Source organism: Nonomuraea wenchangensis, assembly GCF_900111685.1.
GTDB classification, from domain to species: Bacteria; Actinomycetota; Actinomycetes; order Streptosporangiales; family Streptosporangiaceae; genus Nonomuraea; species Nonomuraea wenchangensis.
Window position 1 is genome coordinate 250,550 of the sequence record NZ_FOHX01000008.1, and the last position, 18,052, is coordinate 268,601.

Below are 18,052 nucleotides of genomic sequence, written 5' to 3' on the forward strand. Positions count from 1 at the left end.
AGGTGGCATGACAACCGCTGCCCAGCCTCCGCTCCTGCGTGACCCCTCCTTCAGAAACCTCTACCTGGCGTCGGCGGTCAGCCAGTTCGGCACCCAGGTCGGCTACGTGGCGATGCCCCTGCTCGCGGTGATCGCCCTCGACGCCGGGCCCGGCGAAGTGGGACTGCTCAGCGCCCTCACCACCATCACCGTGCTCGTGCTCGGCCTGCCCGCCGGAGCATGGGTGGACCGGGTCAGGCGCCGCCCGGTGATGATCGCGACGGACCTGGTCCGCGCCGCGCTTCTGGTGTCGGTGACGGTCACATGGTGGCTGGACGCTCTCACGATGACCCAGCTGTACGGCGTCGCCATCGCGACGGGGGTCGGCACGCTCTTCTTCGACGTCGCCTCGCAGAGCACGGTCCCGCACCTGGTCGGCCGGGACCGGCTCACCGCCGCGAACTCGGTGCTCGTCGGCACGAACGCGGCGATGGACGTGGGCGGCAGAAGCTCCGCCGGGGTGCTGGTGGCTCTCGCGGGCGCGCCGGTGGCGATCCTGCTCGACGCGCTCACCTACCTGTGGTCGGCCGTGTGGCTGCGCCGGATCAGCAAGCCCGAGCCCGCGCCCGACCCCGTGCCCGGCGAGCGACTCGGACGGCAGATCGGCGAGGGGGTGCGATTCCTCTTCGGCAACCGGGTCCTCACCGCCATCGCGGCACAGGGCGGCATGACGAACCTCGCCTTCCCGCTCTGCTCGACGCTGCTGCCCGTGCTGCTCGTCGACGAGCTCGGGCATCCCGCCTGGGTGCTCGGGGCCTACCTGGCCATCGGCGGGCTCGGTGTGCTGGCCGGTTCCTCGACGGCTCATCTGATCGGGCGCCGGTTCGGCCATGGGCGTGCCGTGTGGATCGTCGGCCTGGCCACCGCGCCGTTCGCGCTTCTGGTGCCGTTCGTCGGCTGGAGCGTCTGGATCTCGGCGGCCGCGTGGAGCATCCTGTCCTTCCGGACAGGGGTGAACAACGTGCTGCTCGTCAGCTTCAGGCAGAAGGTCACACCCGACCCGATGCTCGGCCGGATGAACGCCACCATGCGCCTGATCCTCATGGGTGCGGTCGGCGTCGGTGGCCTGCTGGCGGGCCTTCTCGGCGAGGTCTGGGGCATCGGGACGGCGATGTGGGCGGGCGCGGCGCTCATGGCGCTCAGCTGGATGCCGATCTGGCTCAGCCCGCTCCGCCACGAGGTCTGAGCGATGTCCTTCTGGTTGATCGCTGAGGCGCCCGGACAAGCGATCCACTGGCCCCTGCCGTCCCGCACTCCACGTCGGCGGCGGGGAGCCGCCCCTCCAGCAGGTACGCGTCCACCGCCTCGTCGACGCAGCGCGCACCGCTCCGGTACGCGGTGTGCCCGTGACCGTGCAGCGTGACCAGCACCGAGTCGGTCAGCGTGGCCCTGAGCTCCTGTACCCCTTCGTAGGGGACGACGGGATCGCCGTCCACGCCGACCACCATGACGGGCGGCACTTTCGTGGGGCCGTCGTGCAGCCGGCTCGGCAGAGCCGTTCCCGGGACCGGGTCCCAGCCCTGGCAGTACAGCGCGCTCCACACCGTCAGGGCGCCGGTGACGGGTGCCGTGCGGCGCGCGATCCCGGCCTGCCGCGCGACTTCTCCGGGATCGGGCCGGGTCGGGTCGTCGGCGCAGGAGATCGCGGCGTGGGCGTCACGGGAGAAGAACGCGTCCTCGTCAGACAACGTGGCCGCGGCGTGCAGCCGTGAGCCGTCGCCTTCGAGTCCCTTGGCCAGCGCCCTGCGGAGCCCGGGCCAGTCGTCGCGCAGCAACTGCTCGATGCCCTCGACGGCCGCGGCGTCGTCGAGCCTGCCGCCGGAGACGTCGAGGGGGTGGGAGTCGAGCCTCGCCAGGAACGTACTGAGCCGTTCGAGCCCGGCATCCACCTCGGGTCCCAGCGGGCAGTCCGGCCGTCCGGCGCAGTCCTCGACGAAGGCTCTGATCGGCTCGTCGGAAACGGCGGTGCCGTCGTAGAGGGGCGGCGCGTCGATCGCGGCGGGAGCGTCCAGGACCATCCGCCCGACCTTGTCCTGGTACAGCTCGGCATAGACGGCGCCGAGGCCGCCGCCGTAGGAGAAGCCGAGGAAGTTGAGCCTGGACTCGCCCAGCGCGGATCGCAGGATGTCCAGGTCGCGGGCGGTCGTCTTCGTGTTCAGATGCGGCAGCAACCAGCCCGCCATGCGCCGGCACGCGGCGGCGTGCTCGTTCCTGGCCCGGACCAGGGCGTTGATCTCTTGCGGTGTCTCCGGTGTCCGGTCCACCCCCAGGTAAGGGCGGGGCTCACCGGCGGGGCGGCAGTTGATCGGGCTGCTCTCGCCGACGCCGCGCGGGTCGAAGACGACGATGTCGTAGCGGGCGCGCAGCCCGTTCAGGGGCTCCGGGTCCTGGATGAACGACGTGACGCCCGTGACGCCGGGACCGCCGAAGTTGACCACGAGCGAGCCGAGCCGCCGCTCCGGATGGCGGGCGGGCAGCCGGGCGAGCGCCAGGTCGATCGTGCGCTCCTCGGGCGCGCCGTGGTCGAGTGGGACCTTGATGTGGGCGCACTGCACGTCGAGGCTGCCGGGGCACCGTTCCCAGACGGGACGCTGGGCGCGCAGGGCCGCGTCCGACTGGGCGGTGAGCGCGCCGTAGCCCCACCAGGCCGGCACGCCGATGAGGATCGCGGCCACGGGGAGTACGCGGAGGAGGCGACGGGTCAAGGGTGCTCCAGAGGGCCGCGAGAGCTGTGCCGGATGATCAGAAGATACAAGCACCGGCGTGGCTGCCTACTGATCACCTTGACCGGCCACCTGAGATGACCGTGGTCAGGAAGGACCGCATTGACAGGCGGACTTCACGGGTGTGAGGATCTTGGACGGCAGAAGGCGAACGGGATTCGGGTTCATTCGCGGCCTTTCGCCGGTCATTCTCGGGGAGTCTCCCCGGCCTGGGACGGGAAGCGAGGAGATGTCGATGAAGAAGAAGATCGCCGTCAAGATCAGGAAGCTCGAGAAGATCGAGACCACCATCAACCGCGGCGGACAGAGCGGCTGATCTGACATATAGACCCAAGAACCGGTCGGCCCTCGGCCGGCCGGTTCTGCTTTTCCCGTGTGAAGGAGAGGGTTCTTCGAGTTGCGTCTGCCCAGGGTGAAACGTGTTCACCAGCCGTTCGTGCTGCCCGGGAACCGCATCGTCATCGGACTGTCCCAGTTCGGGGTGGCCTCCGAGATAGCCGACGACGAGGACGGCAGCGTCGCCGCGATCCTCGCCCTGATGGACGGCACCCGGACCGTCGACGAGATCTGCGCCGACTTCGCGAAGACGCACCCCGACGTGGACGACGACAGCGTGCGCGACGTGATCGGCGACCTGGTCGAGAGCGGCTTCGCCGAGGACGCCGGAGCGCCCGTGCCGGCGAACCTCACCGAGCGCGACCTCGCCCGCCACGAGTCGGCCCGGCACTTCTTCAGCTGGATCGACACCGCGCCGCGTACGTCACCGCACGAGATCCAGTCGAGGATCAAGCAGGCCAGGGTGAGCCTGCTCGGCGTGGGCGGCACCGGGTCGGCCGTGGCGGCGGGGCTGGTGGCGAGCGGCGTCGGAGCGCTGCGCGTCGCCGACTTCGACAGCGTCGAGGAGTCGAACCTGACCCGCCAGCTCCTGTACGCCGAGACGGACCTCGGCAGGCCCAAGGTGGACCAGGCGGTCGCCCGGCTGCGGGCGATGAACGGCGCGGTCGCCGTGACCGGGAGCGACGTCAAGGCGACCGGCCCCGAGGACATCATGGAGCTGATGGCCGGCTGCGACCTGTTCGTCCTGTGCGCGGACGAGCCGCATCCGGAGATCGTCGAATGGACCAACGAGGCGGCGCTGCGGACAGGCACCCCGTGGTTCATGAGCCTCTACACCGGGCCGATGGTCGTCGTGGGCTCGTTCGTGCCGGGCGAGACCGGCTGCTGGGCCTGCCTGGACCGGCAGGAGGAGGCCCGCAAGGAGAAGGAGCTCGGGCGGCTGCTGGCCGAGTCGCGGCCGAACGCGGTGGTCGCGGCCAGCGCGAACATCAGCGGGCACCTGTGCGCGCTGGAGATCCTCTACCAGCTCGGCGGCCTGCCGGCGCAGACCCGCGGCAGGGTCTTCCACTGGAACCTGGCCGTCTGGGACCACCAGTACTACATCGACGTCCCGCGTGACGGCGCCTGCCCGGCCTGCGGGCCGGGAGCACGGTGAGCGCCCAGGCGGCCGAGGTCGGCGCGGGCAGCGTCGTACGCTTCCATCACCTCGTCGTCCGCCCGGACGACGACGACCCCGACGCGATCATCGTCGGCCGCCCGGACCTCGGCGAGTTCGTCGAGCTGCCCGCGGTGTGCGGGGAGGTGATCCGGCTGCTCGGCGAGGGACGGCCGGTCGCGGAGGTCGAAGCCGCCGTCTCCGCCGGGCACGACGTCGAGCTGGACGTGGCCGACCTCGTGGAGTCCCTGTCCGACCTGGCCTTCGTGGCCGAGGTCGACGGGCTCCCCGTACCCGGCCCGGCGTCCGGACCTGTGGCCGCCCACTTCCCTGGCGTCACCGAGCGGCACGTCCGGTGGGTCTTCGGCAGGCCGATGAAGCTCTTCTGGCTCGCCGTCGTCGCGGCCGCGGCGCTCACCGTCCTCGCCAGGCCCGGCCTGTTCCCCCGGCACCAGGACTTCTTCTGGAGCGGCTACACCGGGCTCTCCGTGCTGGTCAACACGGCCTTCTTCTCCGTCGTCGCGAGCGTGCACGAGCTGATGCATCTCACGGCCGCGCGTTCGCTCGGCGCGCCGGCCAGGATCGGCTTCGGCACCCGGCTGCACTACCTCGTGGTGCAGACCGACGTCACCGCCATCTGGGGAGTGCCCCGGCGGCAGCGGTACCGGGTCTACCTGGCCGGGATGGCCTCCGACGTCTTCCTCATCGCGACGATGACGCTGGCCGTCGCGTACCTGCCGCTGCCCGGCCCGGTCGAGGCGCTGCTCCGGGCCTTCACGCTGACCACGCTGCTGTGCCTGCCGCTCCAGGCGCAGATCTACATGCGGACCGACCTCTACTTCGTGCTCCGCGACCTGCTGCGGTGCAAGGACCTGTTCGGCGACGGTCTTCGCTATGCCCGGTATCTGCTCGCCAGAGCGGCCGCCCCGTTCAGGAGGCCCGCCTCGCCGGTGATCGATCCCACCGGCGAACTCGCCCCGCACGAACGGCGCGCGGTCAGGATCTACGCCGTCGCCCTCGCGGTCGGCAGCTCGATCACGTTGACGGTCTTCGCCTTCTACGGCGGGCCGATCGTCGTCAGCGGGCTGACCTCCGCGCTCACGGCCGTCTGGGACGGGCTCCACGGCGGCCCCGTGCTCGCCGCGGTCGACGCCGGGCTGCTCATCCTGGTCGAGGGCGGCATCCAGGTGCTGTTCCTGGCGACGTTCGTGCGGACGCACCGGCACTGGTTCCGCCGGTCGAGGTCGTGACCGGGCTGTGGCGAACGCCGAGCCCGGCCGATCGCGATGATCGGCCGGGCTCGCCGGTGGGTGGTGCGGATCAGGCCAGGTCGAAGCGGTCGAGCTCCATGACCTTGGTCCAGGCCGCGACGAAGTCCGTGACGAACTTCTCGCGGGCGTCGTCGCTGGCGTAGACCTCGGCGAGGGCGCGCAGCTGCGAGTTGGAGCCGAAGACGAGGTCGACCGGGGTGGCGGTCCACTTCGGCTCGTCCGTGGCGGCGTCGCGGATCTCGTAGACGTTCTCCTCCGACTCCGACGCCTTCCACCGGGTGCCCGGGGAGAGCAGGTTGGCGAAGAAGTCGTTGGTGAGCACGCCGGGCCGGTCGGTGAGGACGCCGTGCTTGGCGCCACCGTGGTTGGCCCCGAGGGCGCGCAGGCCGCCGACGAGGACGGTCATCTCCGGCGGAGTCAGGTCCAGCATGTAGGCCCGGTCGACGAGCAGCACCTCGGGCTGGGTCTTCTCGCCGGCCCGCACGTAGTTGCGGAACCCGTCGGCGCGCGGCTCCAGGACGCTGAAGGACTCGACGTCCGTCTGCTCCTGGGAGGCGTCGGTGCGGCCCGGGTGGAACGGCACCGTCACGGGCACGCCGGCCTCCTGGGCCGCCTTCTCGACCGCGGCCGAGCCGCCCAGCACGATCAGGTCGGCGAGCGAGATCTTCGCGCCGCCGCCCTCGTTGAACTTGCGCTGGATGTTCTCGAGGACGGGCAGGACCGCCGCGAGCTGCTCGGGCTGGTTGACCTCCCAGTTGCGCTGCGGCTCCAGGCGGATCCGGGCGCCGTTGGCGCCGCCGCGCTTGTCGGTGGAGCGGAAGCTCGCGGCCGAGGCCCAGGCGGTGGTGACGAGCTGGGCGGTCGTGAGGCCGGACGCCAGGATCTGCTCCTTGAGCGCGGCCACGTCGGCGTCGCTGACCAGCTCGTGGTCGACGGCCGGCACCGGGTCCTGCCACAGCTGGGGCTCGGCGACCCACGGCCCGAGGTAGCGGCTGACCGGGCCCATGTCGCGGTGCAGCAGTTTGTACCAGGCCTTGGCGAAGGCGAGCTGGAACTCGTCCGGGTTGTTGAGGAAGCGGAGCGAGATCTCGCGGTAGATCGGGTCGACGCGCAGCGACAGGTCGGTCGTCAGCATCGTCGGCTTGTGCTTCTTCGCCGGGTCGAAGGGGTCGGGGATGATCTCCTCGGCGTCCTTGGCGACCCACTGCTTGGCCCCGCCGGGGCTCGTGGTGAGCTCCCACTCGTGGCCGAACAGGATCTCGAAGAAGCGGTTGCTCCACTGGGTGGGCACGTCGGTCCACGTCACCTCGAGACCGCTGGTGATCGTGTCGGAGCCCTTGCCGCTGCCGTGCGTGCTGAGCCAGCCGAGGCCCTGCGCCTCCAGCGGCGCGCCCTCCGGCTCCGGGCCCACGTGGTCGTCGGCCACGCCGGCGCCGTGGGTCTTGCCGAAGGTGTGGCCGCCGGCGATGAGGGCGACGGTCTCCTCGTCGTTCATCGCCATCCGGGCGAAGGTCTCGCGGATGAAGTGCGCGGCCGCGGCCGGGTCGGCGTTGCCGCGCGGGCCCTCCGGGTTGACGTAGATGAGGCCCATCTCGGTGGCGCCGACCTGCGGCACCATCTCGCTCTCCGAGACGTAGCGCTCGTCGCCGAGCCAGGCGTCCTCGGGGCCCCAGAAGATCTCCTCGGGCTCCCAGACGTCCTTGCGGCCGAAGCCGAAGCCGAAGGTCTTGAAGCCCATCGACTCCAGGGCGACGTTGCCGGCGAGCACGAGCAGGTCGGCCCAGGAGATCTTCTGGCCGTACTTCTGCTTGACCGGCCACAGCAGGCGCCGGGCCTTGTCGAGGTTGGCGTTGTCGGGCCAGCTGTTGAGCGGGGCGAAGCGCTGCCCGCCGTCACCGGCGCCGCCGCGGCCGTCGTGGATGCGGTAGGTGCCCGCGGCGTGCCAGCTCATGCGGATCATCAGACCGCCGTAGTGGCCGAAGTCGGCCGGCCACCAGTCCTGCGAGGTGGTGAGCACCTCGGTGATGTCGCGCTTGAGCGCCTCGACGTCGAGCTTCTCGAACTCCTTGGCGTAGTCGAAGTCCGGCCCGAGCGGGTTGCTCCTGGACGAGTGCGCGCGCAGCATCGAGAGGTCGAGCTGGTTGGGCCACCAGTCGCGGTTCGTGCGCGGACGGCCGTGCCTCTTGGCGCTCGGCGAGTCGATCGCCGGGTTCTCGCTCTCGCTGCCGTGCGCGGTCACCGAGTCGTGCGCGACCGGGCAGCCGGCCGCTTCCTTGCGGTCCACGCCCTGCGCGCTCGATGGCCTGTTGTCCTGCGTGTCGCTCATCTATTTCCTTCCGAACTGCCAAATCACTGGGCAATGCGTTGGTTCGTACAGTCGGGGCAGGTGCCCCAGTAGACGACCTCGGCCTCGTCGATCACGAAGCCCTGGTCGTCCGAGGCGGTGAGACAAGGGGCCTCGCCGACGGCGCAGTCGACGTCCGCGATCATGCCGCAGGAGCGGCACACGAGGTGGTGGTGGTTGTCCCCCACCCGCAGCTCGTAGCGGGCCGCCGCGCCGGCGGGCTCGATGCGCCGCACCAGGCCGGCCGTGGTGAGCGCGCGCAGCACGTCGTAGACCGCCTGGTGGGAGACCCTGGGGAGCTCGGCCCGCACCAGGGAGATCACCGTGTCGGTGTCGACGTGAGCGTGGTCGCGCAGCGCCCCGAGCACTGCCAGCCGCGGCCGGGTCACGCGCAGCGAGGCCGCTCGGAGCTGTGCCTCGAAGTCGGACGCCATGTGCACAACATAGCCCCCTAAACTGGAACAGTTCAAGTTTACTGGTCGTGTCCACGACATGCCTTTACCGGAAGCGGAACGTCCGGATCGGCCTCTACCGTGGCAGCATGACTCACGAGGACCCCTGGTGGGAGCCGCCCGTCGCCGGCACCGAGGCCGAACACCTCGTCGGCGCGCTCGACCGTCTGCGCGCGACCTTCCGATGGAAGGCCGACGACCTCGACACCGAGGGGCTGCGGGCCCGCGTCGGCGCATCGACTCTTACCCTGGGCGGCCTGCTCAAGCACCTCGCGTTCGTCGAGGACCACATGTCCGGCCCGCGGCTGAGCGGCGCGCCGCTGGGCCCGCCGTGGGACGCCGTCGACTGGGCGGCCGACCCCGGCTGGGACTTCACCTCGGCCGCCGCCGACCGCCCCGAGGACCTCTACGCGCTCTACGACGCCGCCGTCGAGCGCTCGCGGGCCCGGGTCGGCGAGGCGCTGGCCGCCGGCGGGCCCGGCCGGCTCGTCCACCTCGCCTGGCCGGACGGGCGCCGGCTCAGCCTGCGCCGGCTGATCTGCGACGTGATCGAGGAGTACGGCCGCCACACCGGCCACGCCGACCTGCTGCGCGAGGCGGTGGACGGGGTGACCGGCGAGGACCCGCCGCCCGGCTGGCGCCCGGTGTCCGGAGCGGCGCCCGGCGGCCCGGTCAGCAGTCGGTTCAGTAGTCGATGAACGCGTACAGGGCGAGGTGGTCCGACTTGGTGCCGCTCACCGTGTGGTCGACGGCCGAGGGCCGCACGGCGCCCTTGACGAACAGGTAGTCGATCTTCCTGGACCCCATGGTCGGCTTGGCGCCGTAACCGGTCATGCCGAAGCCGGACAGGGTGGTGCGGGCGATGCCGGTGCGGTTGGCGTCCACGCCGAGCACGCGGATCGCCGAGGCGTTCATCAGGCTCGTGGCGTCCGCGCCGACATGGATGCCGGTGCCGCCGATGCCGGTGTAGCCGGCGCCCGCGCAGGCGTTCGCGCCGTTCTGCTCCGGCAGGTGCAGGGTGGCGGCGAAGACCGCCGTCCCCGTCTCCTTGATCGTGAAGCGGGCCGCGATGGCGCTGGTGCGCTTCCACTTGTAGGTGTAGGCGGCGCCGTCGTCGTTGCTCGGCGGCTTGTAGAGCGTGCAGCCGGCGCCGCCGGCGTACGCGGTGCCCGGCTTCAGCCAGCCCGCGCTCCAGTACTTCGACACGTCGCCGGCGGCGAGGCTCAGCGTGCGGGTGTTGTAAAGGATGCCGTTGGTCTGCTTCTTCTTCAGGTCGCCGAGCGACTGGACGCTGCACTTGTGGCTGCCGCCCCACGGCTCGGGGTCGTCCCAGGCCACGATCGCCTTGTACGTGCCGGCGGGGTAGCCGAACTTGGCCGAGAGCTGGTCGGCGTAGGCGGTGGCCTGGCCGGTGCCGCGCACCTGCTGGACGATCAGCAGGTCGGGCGCCCGGACGCCGCCGGTGCCGGTCCTGCCGTCGTCGTCGACCAGCATGGACGTGAGGTGGTCCGGGCCCGAGACGCGGGTGCAGGTGCCGTCGGGGTTGTTGCGCACCAGGTTCTCGATGTTGTCGTTGTAGACCCGCAGGACCCGGTCGGCGGCGGCGGGGGCGGCGGCCAGGGCGGGGGTGGTCGTGGTGAGCGAGAGGCCGGCCGCGAGGATCATCGCGCCGGTCCGCCTGAGGGGTAAGGCCATCCCCGCAATCTAGCGACGATCTTGCCGCGGGTGGAGACCGCGTGGCGCCGCCCCCGCCGGCACGCGGCGGGGGCGGCGTCACCGTCGCAGGTCAGCGACCCTTGGACGGGATGCGGCGCGGCGGTGCGATCGGCCGCACGGGCAGCTTCGGCAGCCGCCGGGGTGCCGGGAGGCCGGGCAGGGTCTTGTCGTTCTTGTCGGTCTTGCCTGAGCGGGCACGCATGAGGAAGCTCCTTCACCGGGATCGGGACGCGGCTCACGCCGGTCGGGCAACACGCACGGCTGCCGCGTCTGGGATGAACTGAGACGTCGGGTTGGTCGCCGCTGAGCGCGGATCACAGGTAAAGGCGCATGTCCCCGACCTTAGGGGAGCGGCCCGAGGCCGGGCAATCGCTTTTTCGCCGTTGACTTTGTCGCAGTTCATGTCTCACCATGATGAGACAAAGGTTGCGACAAAGGGAGCGGGTCATGACAGAAGGACGAACGGACGGGCAAGGGGTCCGCGTACGGCCGGGGGACGTGCGCCAGGCCGGGGACTGGCTGGCCCGGCACGGCCTGGGCGAGGCGCCGCCGACGCCGCTGCTCGCCGCGCGGCTGGCGGCGCGGCGGCGGGCACGGCTGGCCGACCACCTCATGCTGGCCGCGCTGATCATCGCGGCGGCGCTGGTGCAGGCGGGCCACCTGCTGGCCGCGCCGGCCCCTGGCGGGCCGGAGCCGGAGCCCGGATCGTGGTGGCCGCTGCTGACGCTGACCGGGCTGGTCGCCGCGCTGCTGGTGACCCGGACCCTGATGGAGTCGTGGGTACGCCGGGTCGACCGGCGGGCCGGGGCGGCGCTGGCCCGGCGGGCCGCGCACCCGGTGCAGCCCGGCTGGCGGGCCCTGCTCGGCAGACCGTACGCCGCCTGGGCCGTGGCCACGTACGCGGCGGCGCTGGCGCTGGCAGGAAGCGCGCTCACCCTCGACGGCACCGGCGTCCGCTACGCGGCGCTCGTCCTGCTCGTCGCCCTGGCCGGCGTCGGGGCGGTCGCCCTCCTGCAGGTGCGCGACCTGCTGGCGCGGCCGGTGGTGGCCGAGGACGAGCTGTCGCTGACCGCCGATGTGATCATGAGGATCGAGGACGCCCGCGATTGCACGTCGCCGGGCACGGTGTGGGGCCTGCCGATGGTGCTGCTGTTCGGCCTGGCGCCCGGCTGGTGGAAGGTCGCCTCGCTCAGCCTGGTGCTCCTGGGGCTGGCCGCCCTGGTCGTGATCCAGGCCCGTACGCCGGGCAGCGCGACGATGGCCAGGCAGATCGTGAGCCTGGGATGATCGTCATCGACGCGGCCTCGCCGGTGCCGCCGTTCGAGCAGCTACGGGCCCAGCTCGCCGGGCAGATCCACGACCGGACGCTGGCCGTGGGGGCGCGGCTGCCGACCATCCGGCGGCTCGCGGCCGACCTGGGGCTGGCCGTGAACACGGTCGGCCGGGCCTACCGGGAGCTGGAGGAGGCGGGGCTGATCGAGACCCGGGGGCGGGCCGGGTCGTTCGTGACGGCGGCCGGGGAGGAGACACGGGAACGCGCCCGGCGGGCCGCCGCCGACTACGCCTCCACGGTCGCCGCGCTCGGCCTCGGCGCGGAGGAGGCGCTGCGCATCGCCGAGGCCGCCCTGCGCTCCCCCGCCCCGTCCACCGGCACATCATCCGGTCACGGATAATCCGCAGCGAAACGGCTTGGGTACGCTGAGGACATGACCGCCATGGCACCCGCCCGTACCGAGACCGACCTGTCCTTCCTTCTCGATCACACCAGCCGCGTGCTGCGCTCGCGGATGGCGGCGGCGCTGGCCGAGATCGGCCTGACGGCGCGCATGCACTGCGTGCTGGTGCACGCGCTGGAGGAGGAACGCACCCAGATCCAGCTCGCCGAGCTGGGCGACATGGACAAGACCACGATGGTGGTGACGGTGGACGCGCTGGAGAAGGCCGGGTACGCCGAGCGCCGCCCGTCGAGCACCGACCGGCGGGCGCGCATCATCGCGGTCACCGAGGAGGGCGCGGCCGTCGCCCGGCGCAGCCAGGAGGTCGTGGACGGCGTGCACCGCGACGCCCTGCAGGCCCTGCCGGACGACGAGCGCGAGGTGCTGGTCCGCGCCCTGAACCGCCTGGTCACCGGCCATCTGGCCGCGCCCGTCGAGAGCCCCGTGCAGACCCGCAGGGCACGGGAGCGCGCGAAATAGGTCCGAAGAGGATCGTCTACAACAGAACTATCTGTTAAGGTCTCACCTGTCTACGAGACGGGAGAGACCTGTGCCGAACGTGCTCGACTCGCGTTGGACAGCCTTGGGAGTGCTGTCCGCGACGGGACTGATGACCATCCTCGACGGCAGCATCGTGACCGTGGCGATGCCTGCCATCCAGCACGACCTGGGCTTCTCGCCCGCCGGTCTGAGCTGGATGGTCAACGCCTATCTGATCCCCTTCGGAGGGCTCCTGCTGCTGGCCGGGCGGCTCGGTGACCTGATCGGGCGGCGGGCGATGTTCCTGGCCGGGAACGCGATCTTCACCGCCGCCTCCCTGCTGGCGGGCCTGGCCACCGGCCCCGGCGTGCTCATCGCGGCCCGTTTCCTTCAGGGCGTGGGCAGCGCGCTGGCCAGTGCCGTGGTGCTGGGCATCCTGGTGACGTTGTTCTCCGGGCCGGCCGAGCGCGGCAAGGCGATCGCGATCTTCAGTTTCACCGGGGCGGCCGGCGCGTCCATCGGGCAGGTGCTGGGCGGGGTGCTCACCGACGGCCTGAGCTGGCCGTGGATCTTCCTCGTCAACGTGCCGATCGGCGTGGTCACCATGGCGCTCGCGCTGCGCGCCCTGCCCGCCGACCGGGGGGCGGGGCTGCGGGCCGGCGCGGACGTCCTCGGCGCCGTGCTGGTCACCTCCGGCCTGATGCTGGGCATCTACGCGGTGGTCAAGGTGGAGGAGCACGGCTGGCTGTCGGCCCACACGCTCGGCCTCGGCGCGCTCTCGCTGGCCCTGCTCGGCGCGTTCGTCGCGCGGCAGGCCACGGCCCGTACGCCGCTCATGCCGCTGCGGATCCTGCGCTCGCGCAACGTCGTCGGGGCCAACCTCGCGCAGATGCTGGCCCTGTCCGGGATGTTCGCCTTCCAGGTGCTCGTCGCCCTCTACATGCAGCGGGTGCTCGGCTACGGGGCGCTGGAGACCGGGCTGGCGATGCTGCCGGCCGCGCTCGGCATCGGCTCGATCTCGCTGTTCGCCTCCGCCAGGCTCGCCGCCCGGTTCGGCGCCCGCGCCGTGCTGGTGACCGGGCTGGCGATGCTGGTGGCGGCGATGACGCTGCTGTCCCGGGTGCCGGCGGACGCCACGTACGCCGTCCACCTGCTGCCTCCCATGCTGCTGATCTCGGGCGGCGGCCTGGTGCTGCCCGCCCTGGCCACGCTCGGCATGTCCGGGGCGCGGGAGAGCGACGCGGGGCTCGCCTCCGGGCTGTTCAACACCACCCAGCAGGTGGGCATGGCGATCGGCGTCGCGGTGCTGTCCACGATGGCGGCCGGGCGCACCGGCGAGCTGCTGGCCGCGGGGACGTCGCAGGCGGCGGCGCTGACCGGCGGCTACCGGCTGGCGTTCGGCGTCGCGGCCGGGCTGCTGGTCACGGCCCTCGCGGTGGCGGTCACGGTCCTGCGCCGCCCCGCCCCGACGGAGACGGCGGAGCAGGGCGCTCCCGGCGGTCAGCCGGCGGCGAGCGCGGCGGCAAAGTAGCCGAGCGAGGCGTCGACCTCGTCGAGGGCCGGGGTCCGGTTGAGGTGCCCGTGCGGCATGCCGCGCGCCAGGTAGGTGCTCACCGGCACCCCGGCCTCACGCAGCTGGCGCTCCAGGAGCTCGCCCGAGGCACGCAGGTCGTCGTACTCCGACAGCAGGATGTGGGTGGCGGGCAGGCCGTCGAGGCGGGCCGCGCCGGGCAGCGCGTCGGGCGGGACGTCGCTGATCCGGCCCACGTAGGCGCGGACCATCCGCTCGACGTCGGCGGGGTGGAAGCGTGTGAACGGCGGCAGCTCGCGCATCTCGGCGGCCAGATCGTCGTCCAGGGCCGGGTTCGGGTAGTGCGCGAACGGATAGGCGAGAAGCAGCAGGTCGGCGGCCCTTCCTCCCCCGCCGGCGGCGCGGTCGCGGGCGCGCAGGGCGGTGGCCACGACGAGCGCCGCGCCCGCGCTGGCCCCGCCCAGCCCGGCGGGCACCCCCGGCGCGGCCTCGCCGGTCAGCCACCGCCAGGCCGCGTCGACGTCGTCGATCGGCACCGGGTGGCGCACGCCGTCCCGTGCCGGCCGGTAGCCGACCGAGACGACGAACGCGCCGCTGCGCGCGGCCAGCTCGGCGCTCACCACGCGGGCCTCCGGCTTGTCCAGGTCGCCGAGGACGAACCCGCCCCCGTGCGCCCACAGCAGGGCCCTGGCGGGGGTGCCGGTCGTGCGGTAGGTCCGGACGGGGATCAGGCCGTGCGGCCCTTCGATGGTGACGTCCTCGGCGGTGACGCCGGCCGGCATCGACCACTCGGCCGGGTCGCGGACGTACTCGGCGAACAGGCGCTGCGCCTCCGGGTCCGTGGCCAGGTCCTCGCGGGTCACGCCGCGCAGCGGCGCCAGCTTCCTGGCGAGCTCGGGGTGGAACGGCATGGCCTCTCTTCTATCGCGCCCGCCCGGACCAGGCGCGGGCGGGGTGAGCCGGAACGTACCAACAAGGGACTTTGGTCCCTACCGGCGGCGGGCCCGGCTGCAGGAAGGTGACGGGGTGCCGTACCGATCCACCCAGCCAAGACCTGTCAGCCACCCGCTGTCCCGCCAGGAGGGCCTGCGCCTGCTCGGCAACGTGACCTTCGGCAGGCTCGTGTTCATCAGCCGCGCCCTGCCGGGCATCCGGCTGGTCAGCCACGTCATGGACGGCGAGGACGTGCTCGTCGGCCTGCCGGAGGACTGCGCGGTCGTCTCGCTGCTCTCCCAGGTCGCGCCGGTCGTCTACGAGGCGGACGCGCTGGACACGGCGACCCGCCACGGATGGAGCATCGTGCTGACCGGCCGCGCCGGGCTGGTGGAGAGCGACGAGGAGATCGCCCGCGCCCTGCGCCTGCTGCGGCCGTGGCCGGGCGAGGAGATCGGGGTGGTCGTCCGGATCCATCCCGAGCTGGTCACCGGCACCCGCATCGACGACGGCCCCTGACGGGACGATCCCCGGGCGGAGGCGGTGGGCCTAGGGTGTGCGCATGAACATCTGCGTCTTCCTCTCCGCCGCCGACCTCGCCGACACCTACACGCGTCCCGCCCGGGAGTTCGCCGAGCTGATCGGCAAGGGCGGCCACACGTTGGTGTGGGGCGGCTCGGACGCCGGGCTGATGAAGGTGGTCGCGGACGGGGTGCACGCCTCCGGCGGGCGGCTGATGGGCGTGTCGGTGCACTTCCTCGCGCACAAGGCACGCCAGGGCGTGGACGACATGGTGATCGCCGCCGACCTGGCCGAACGCAAGAGGCTGCTGCTGGAGAAGGCCGACGCGGTGGTCATCATGGTGGGCGGCACCGGGACGCTGGACGAGGCGACCGAGATCCTGGAGCTGAAGAAGCACGGCCACACCGACAAGCCGGTCGTGCTGCTGAACACGGCCGGCTTCTACGACGGGCTGAAGCAGCAGTTCCAGCGCATGGAGGACGAGGGTTTCCTGCCGCGCCCGCTCACCGAGCTGATGTTCTTCGCCGAGGAGCCGGTCGGCGCGATGGCCTACCTGGAGGAGAACTTCGGCGTGCAGTGAGCGGGCCGCGAGGGGTTCAGCCGAGGAGTGCCAGCTCCTCGGCGGACAGCCGCAGCGCTCCTGCGGCGACGTTCTCGGCCAGGTGGCCCGGGTCGCCGGTGCCCGGGATGGCGAGGACGTGCGGGCCCTGCGCGAGCGTCCAGGCGAGCCTGACCTGCGCCGGCGTCGCCCCGCGCGCCCGCGCGACGGCGAGCACCCGCTCGTCCTCGGCCGCCCCCGCGCCCGCCTCCCGGCCGGCGCCGGCGATGGCGAAGAACGGCACGTACGCGATGCCCTGCTCGCCGCACGCGCGCAGCAGCTCCCGCTCGGCGGCCGGGGCGCCGATGCCAAAGGCGTTCTGGACGCACGCGACGGGCGCGACGGCGCGGGCCTCGGCCAGGTGCGCGGCGGTGGCGTTGGAGAGCCCGAGATGCCGGACGAGCCCGGCCTCGCGCAGCTCGGCGAGGGCGCCGAAGTGCTCGGCGAGCGGCGCGTCCCTGCGGCTCGGCGGGACGCGCAGGTTCACCAGGTCGAGATGGTCGCGGCCGAGCCGGCGCAGGTTCTCCTCGACCTGGCCGCGAAGCTGCTCGGGCCGGGCCCACCACCACTCCCCCGACGGGTCGCGGCCCGGCCAGACCTTCGTGGCGATCACCAGGCCGTCCGGGTACGGGGCGAGCGCCCGGTTGATCAGCTCGTTGGCCGAGAGGAGGGGCGAGAAGTAGAAGGCGGCGGTGTCGATGTGGTTCACACCGAGCTCGACCGCGCGGCGCAGCACGGCGATCGAGCGCTCGCGGAGTACGGCCGCCGTCGGGCCGTCCTGCCGGGAGCCGAAGGCGGCGCGGCCGGTCAGGCGCATCGCGCCGAACCCGATCCGGTTGACGGGCAGCTCGCCGCCGAGCCGCCACATTCCTGCGGTGTTCTGCTGAGTGGACATGAAAAAAGCCTCCCCGGGCGGCGGAGACGACTCCGGCCGGAAAGGCTCGACGTGTTCTGATCATTGTAGCAGGGTCCGTGGAACGGGGTGGAACGTGCTGGAACGCCCAGCGGGAGTAGAGCAACCGCTAATCGACGGGGGAACCACCACCATGCACAGGACCATCCGCATCGCCGCGGCGATCTCGGCCGCGGCGATGGTCGCCGTGTCGGCGGCGACCGCACCGGCTCAGGCGGCCGGGCCGCTCGTGCTGTTCCAGGACAGCGGCTTCGCCGGCACCTCCTGGTCGTTCACGGCGACCAACGGCAACATCTCGGGCTCCGGGGGCGACCGGGTGAGCTCCATCGTCAACCAGGACGTCAACGCCTGGGTCGTCTACCAGCACGACACCTACCGCGGCCGGTCGTACTGCGTCCTGCCGGGACAGAGCCTGTACGACCTGCACGAGCAGCAGTGGCAGTTCGGCGACGCCATCTCGTCCGTACGCCGCCGCCCGGACGGGACCTGCCACGACAACCCGATGTTCCTGTCCCCCTGACGGGGGTCAGGCGGCCAGCCGTTCGACGGCGAAGGCCGTGAGGAACCCCGCGGTGGTGATGAGGCCGGTCAGCAGATGAGCGTCCTCGAACGCCTCGGGGATCATCGTGTCGGCGACCATCGCGAGGATGGCCCCGGCCGCCACGCCCATGATCGCGGCGACGGCGGCCGGGGAGGCCGACTCCAGCCCGAGGTTGCCGAGCATCGCGGCCAGCCCGCTGGCCAGGGCGATGCCGCCCCAGATGCCGAAGACGTAGCCGGCGCCGCGGCCGGCCCGCTTCATGCCGGCGGCGCTGGACAGGCCCTCGGGGACGTTCGAGATGAAGACGGCGGCGACCACGGCGAGGCCGACATCGCCGCCGCCGAGCAGCGACAGGCCGAGCACCACGGACTCGGGCACCCCGTCGAGCAGGGCGCCGACGGCGATCGCCGCGCCACTGCCCTGGACGCCGGCCTCGCTCGGCTGCTGATCGCCGGAGCGTTTGCGGTGGCGGGCGCCGTGCCGGGCGAGCAGCGCGTTGGCGGCCACGTACGCGCAGGCGCCGCCGATGAAGCCCGCCGCGGTAGGGCCGAGCCCGCCGGTGCGTTCGGCCTCGTCCAGCAGCTCGAACGACAGCGCGGCGATGAGCACGCCGGCGCCGAAGGCCATGATCGCGGCGATCGCGCGCGGCGGGACGCGCCGGAACCAGGCGACCGCGGCCCCGATGAGCAGCGCGCCTCCGGCGAGGGCACCCCAGAGTCCCGCCTCCAGCCATCCGGGCATCACCGCACCTCCGTAACGCCGACCCCACGATCTTCGCATCC

Annotated in this window: 20 protein-coding genes; 12 read left to right on the top strand and 8 right to left on the bottom strand. The window is 72.4% G+C overall.

Translation table 11 applies throughout. The features are described 5' to 3' along the window. The first annotated feature begins 7 nt into the window (after positions 1 to 7). Positions 8 to 1,225 carry an MFS transporter gene (locus BMW85_RS25385; protein WP_091085945.1) on the top strand — a complete coding sequence of 406 codons (1,218 nt, stop codon included), beginning with the start codon at positions 8 to 10 and terminating at the stop codon, positions 1,223 to 1,225. Here BMW85_RS25385 and BMW85_RS25390 read toward each other — a convergent pair. Continuing rightward, positions 1,200 to 2,744 carry an alpha/beta fold hydrolase gene (locus BMW85_RS25390; RefSeq protein ID WP_177240871.1) on the bottom strand — a complete coding sequence of 515 codons (1,545 nt, stop codon included), beginning with the start codon at positions 2,742 to 2,744 and terminating at the stop codon, positions 1,200 to 1,202. The two genes, BMW85_RS25385 and BMW85_RS25390, sit on opposite strands and share 26 nt — an antisense overlap. Positions 2,745 to 2,886: 142 nt before the next feature. Between BMW85_RS25390 and BMW85_RS48600 the strand changes: the two genes are divergently transcribed. The 3 genes from BMW85_RS48600 (at position 2,887) to BMW85_RS25400 (ending at position 5,504) form a co-directional block, all read left to right on the top strand. Then, positions 2,887 to 3,078, top strand: a complete 192-nt coding sequence (locus BMW85_RS48600; RefSeq protein ID WP_143082398.1) for a hypothetical protein — start codon at positions 2,887 to 2,889, stop codon at positions 3,076 to 3,078. A 96-nt stretch (positions 3,079 to 3,174) separates the two neighbouring features. Continuing rightward, positions 3,175 to 4,254, top strand: coding sequence for a TOMM precursor leader peptide-binding protein (locus BMW85_RS25395; RefSeq protein ID WP_091085949.1), 1,080 nt, complete (start codon positions 3,175 to 3,177; stop codon positions 4,252 to 4,254). Then, entirely contained in the window at positions 4,251 to 5,504 is a 1,254-nt protein-coding gene (locus BMW85_RS25400; RefSeq protein WP_091085951.1) for a hypothetical protein, read from the top strand. The genes BMW85_RS25395 and BMW85_RS25400 overlap by 4 nt, the downstream gene beginning before the upstream one ends. A gap of 70 nt (positions 5,505 to 5,574) precedes the next feature. On the opposite strand, the gene katG is transcribed toward BMW85_RS25400, so the two are convergent. Both katG and BMW85_RS25410 read right to left on the bottom strand, forming a co-directional pair. After that, complete coding sequence (katG, locus tag BMW85_RS25405; RefSeq protein WP_091085954.1) at positions 5,575 to 7,851, bottom strand: catalase/peroxidase HPI; 2,277 nt, start codon at positions 7,849 to 7,851, stop codon at positions 5,575 to 5,577. Between the two features lie 23 nt (positions 7,852 to 7,874). Then, positions 7,875 to 8,303 (bottom strand): Fur family transcriptional regulator, encoded by a 429-nt coding sequence (locus BMW85_RS25410; RefSeq protein WP_091085956.1) that lies wholly within the window; start codon positions 8,301 to 8,303, stop codon positions 7,875 to 7,877. Positions 8,304 to 8,410: 107 nt separating this feature from the next. Here BMW85_RS25410 and BMW85_RS25415 point away from each other — a divergent pair, with 107 nt between their 5' ends. Beyond that, on the top strand, positions 8,411 to 9,019 hold the full coding sequence (locus tag BMW85_RS25415) for a mycothiol transferase (protein WP_091085959.1): 609 nt from the start codon (positions 8,411 to 8,413) through the stop codon (positions 9,017 to 9,019). On the opposite strand, the gene BMW85_RS25420 is transcribed toward BMW85_RS25415, so the two are convergent. Together BMW85_RS25420 and BMW85_RS52045 are read right to left on the bottom strand one after the other, a co-directional pair. Further along, positions 9,006 to 10,016, bottom strand: coding sequence for a hypothetical protein (locus BMW85_RS25420; protein WP_091085962.1), 1,011 nt, complete (start codon positions 10,014 to 10,016; stop codon positions 9,006 to 9,008). The genes BMW85_RS25415 and BMW85_RS25420 overlap by 14 nt on opposite strands. A 91-nt stretch (positions 10,017 to 10,107) precedes the next feature. Further along, a complete protein-coding gene (locus tag BMW85_RS52045; RefSeq protein ID WP_281249603.1) occupies positions 10,108 to 10,239 on the bottom strand; it encodes a hypothetical protein in 132 nt (43 codons plus the stop codon). Positions 10,240 to 10,484: 245 nt separating this feature from the next. Between BMW85_RS52045 and BMW85_RS25425 the strand changes: the two genes are divergently transcribed. From BMW85_RS25425 to BMW85_RS25440, 4 genes are all read left to right on the top strand, one after another. Then, a complete protein-coding gene (locus BMW85_RS25425) occupies positions 10,485 to 11,324 on the top strand; it encodes a hypothetical protein (protein WP_091085963.1) in 840 nt (279 codons plus the stop codon). Further along, a complete protein-coding gene (locus BMW85_RS25430; RefSeq protein ID WP_091085966.1) occupies positions 11,321 to 11,710 on the top strand; it encodes a GntR family transcriptional regulator in 390 nt (129 codons plus the stop codon). The genes BMW85_RS25425 and BMW85_RS25430 overlap by 4 nt, the downstream gene beginning before the upstream one ends. A 33-nt stretch (positions 11,711 to 11,743) precedes the next feature. After that, positions 11,744 to 12,232, top strand: coding sequence for a MarR family winged helix-turn-helix transcriptional regulator (locus BMW85_RS25435; RefSeq protein WP_091085969.1), 489 nt, complete (start codon positions 11,744 to 11,746; stop codon positions 12,230 to 12,232). Positions 12,233 to 12,362: 130 nt separating this feature from the next. Next, the gene (locus BMW85_RS25440) at positions 12,363 to 13,763 is read left to right on the top strand and encodes an MFS transporter (RefSeq protein WP_245775055.1); all 1,401 of its coding nucleotides are present in this window, start codon (positions 12,363 to 12,365) and stop codon (positions 13,761 to 13,763) included. On the opposite strand, the gene BMW85_RS25445 is transcribed toward BMW85_RS25440, so the two are convergent. After that, the gene (locus BMW85_RS25445; protein WP_091085975.1) at positions 13,733 to 14,674 is read right to left on the bottom strand and encodes an alpha/beta hydrolase fold domain-containing protein; all 942 of its coding nucleotides are present in this window, start codon (positions 14,672 to 14,674) and stop codon (positions 13,733 to 13,735) included. The two genes, BMW85_RS25440 and BMW85_RS25445, sit on opposite strands and share 31 nt — an antisense overlap. Before the next feature lie 115 nt (positions 14,675 to 14,789). Here BMW85_RS25445 and BMW85_RS25450 point away from each other — a divergent pair, with 115 nt between their 5' ends. Further along, complete coding sequence (locus BMW85_RS25450) at positions 14,790 to 15,215, top strand: pyridoxamine 5'-phosphate oxidase family protein (protein ID WP_177240872.1); 426 nt, start codon at positions 14,790 to 14,792, stop codon at positions 15,213 to 15,215. Between the two features lie 43 nt (positions 15,216 to 15,258). Further along, positions 15,259 to 15,798: an LOG family protein gene (locus tag BMW85_RS25455; protein WP_091085979.1), complete on the top strand. Its 540-nt coding sequence runs from the start codon at positions 15,259 to 15,261 to the stop codon at positions 15,796 to 15,798. A 16-nt stretch (positions 15,799 to 15,814) separates the two neighbouring features. On the opposite strand, the gene BMW85_RS25460 is transcribed toward BMW85_RS25455, so the two are convergent. Next, positions 15,815 to 16,711 (bottom strand): aldo/keto reductase, encoded by an 897-nt coding sequence (locus BMW85_RS25460; RefSeq protein ID WP_091085981.1) that lies wholly within the window; start codon positions 16,709 to 16,711, stop codon positions 15,815 to 15,817. 151 nt (positions 16,712 to 16,862) lie between these two features. Between BMW85_RS25460 and BMW85_RS25465 the strand changes: the two genes are divergently transcribed. Continuing rightward, on the top strand, positions 16,863 to 17,249 hold the full coding sequence (locus tag BMW85_RS25465; RefSeq protein ID WP_177240873.1) for a beta/gamma crystallin-related protein: 387 nt from the start codon (positions 16,863 to 16,865) through the stop codon (positions 17,247 to 17,249). A gap of 6 nt (positions 17,250 to 17,255) precedes the next feature. Here BMW85_RS25465 and BMW85_RS25470 read toward each other — a convergent pair whose 3' ends face one another. Beyond that, positions 17,256 to 18,011 carry a ZIP family metal transporter gene (locus BMW85_RS25470; protein WP_091085987.1) on the bottom strand — a complete coding sequence of 252 codons (756 nt, stop codon included), beginning with the start codon at positions 18,009 to 18,011 and terminating at the stop codon, positions 17,256 to 17,258. Positions 18,012 to 18,052: the final 41 nt, after the last annotated feature.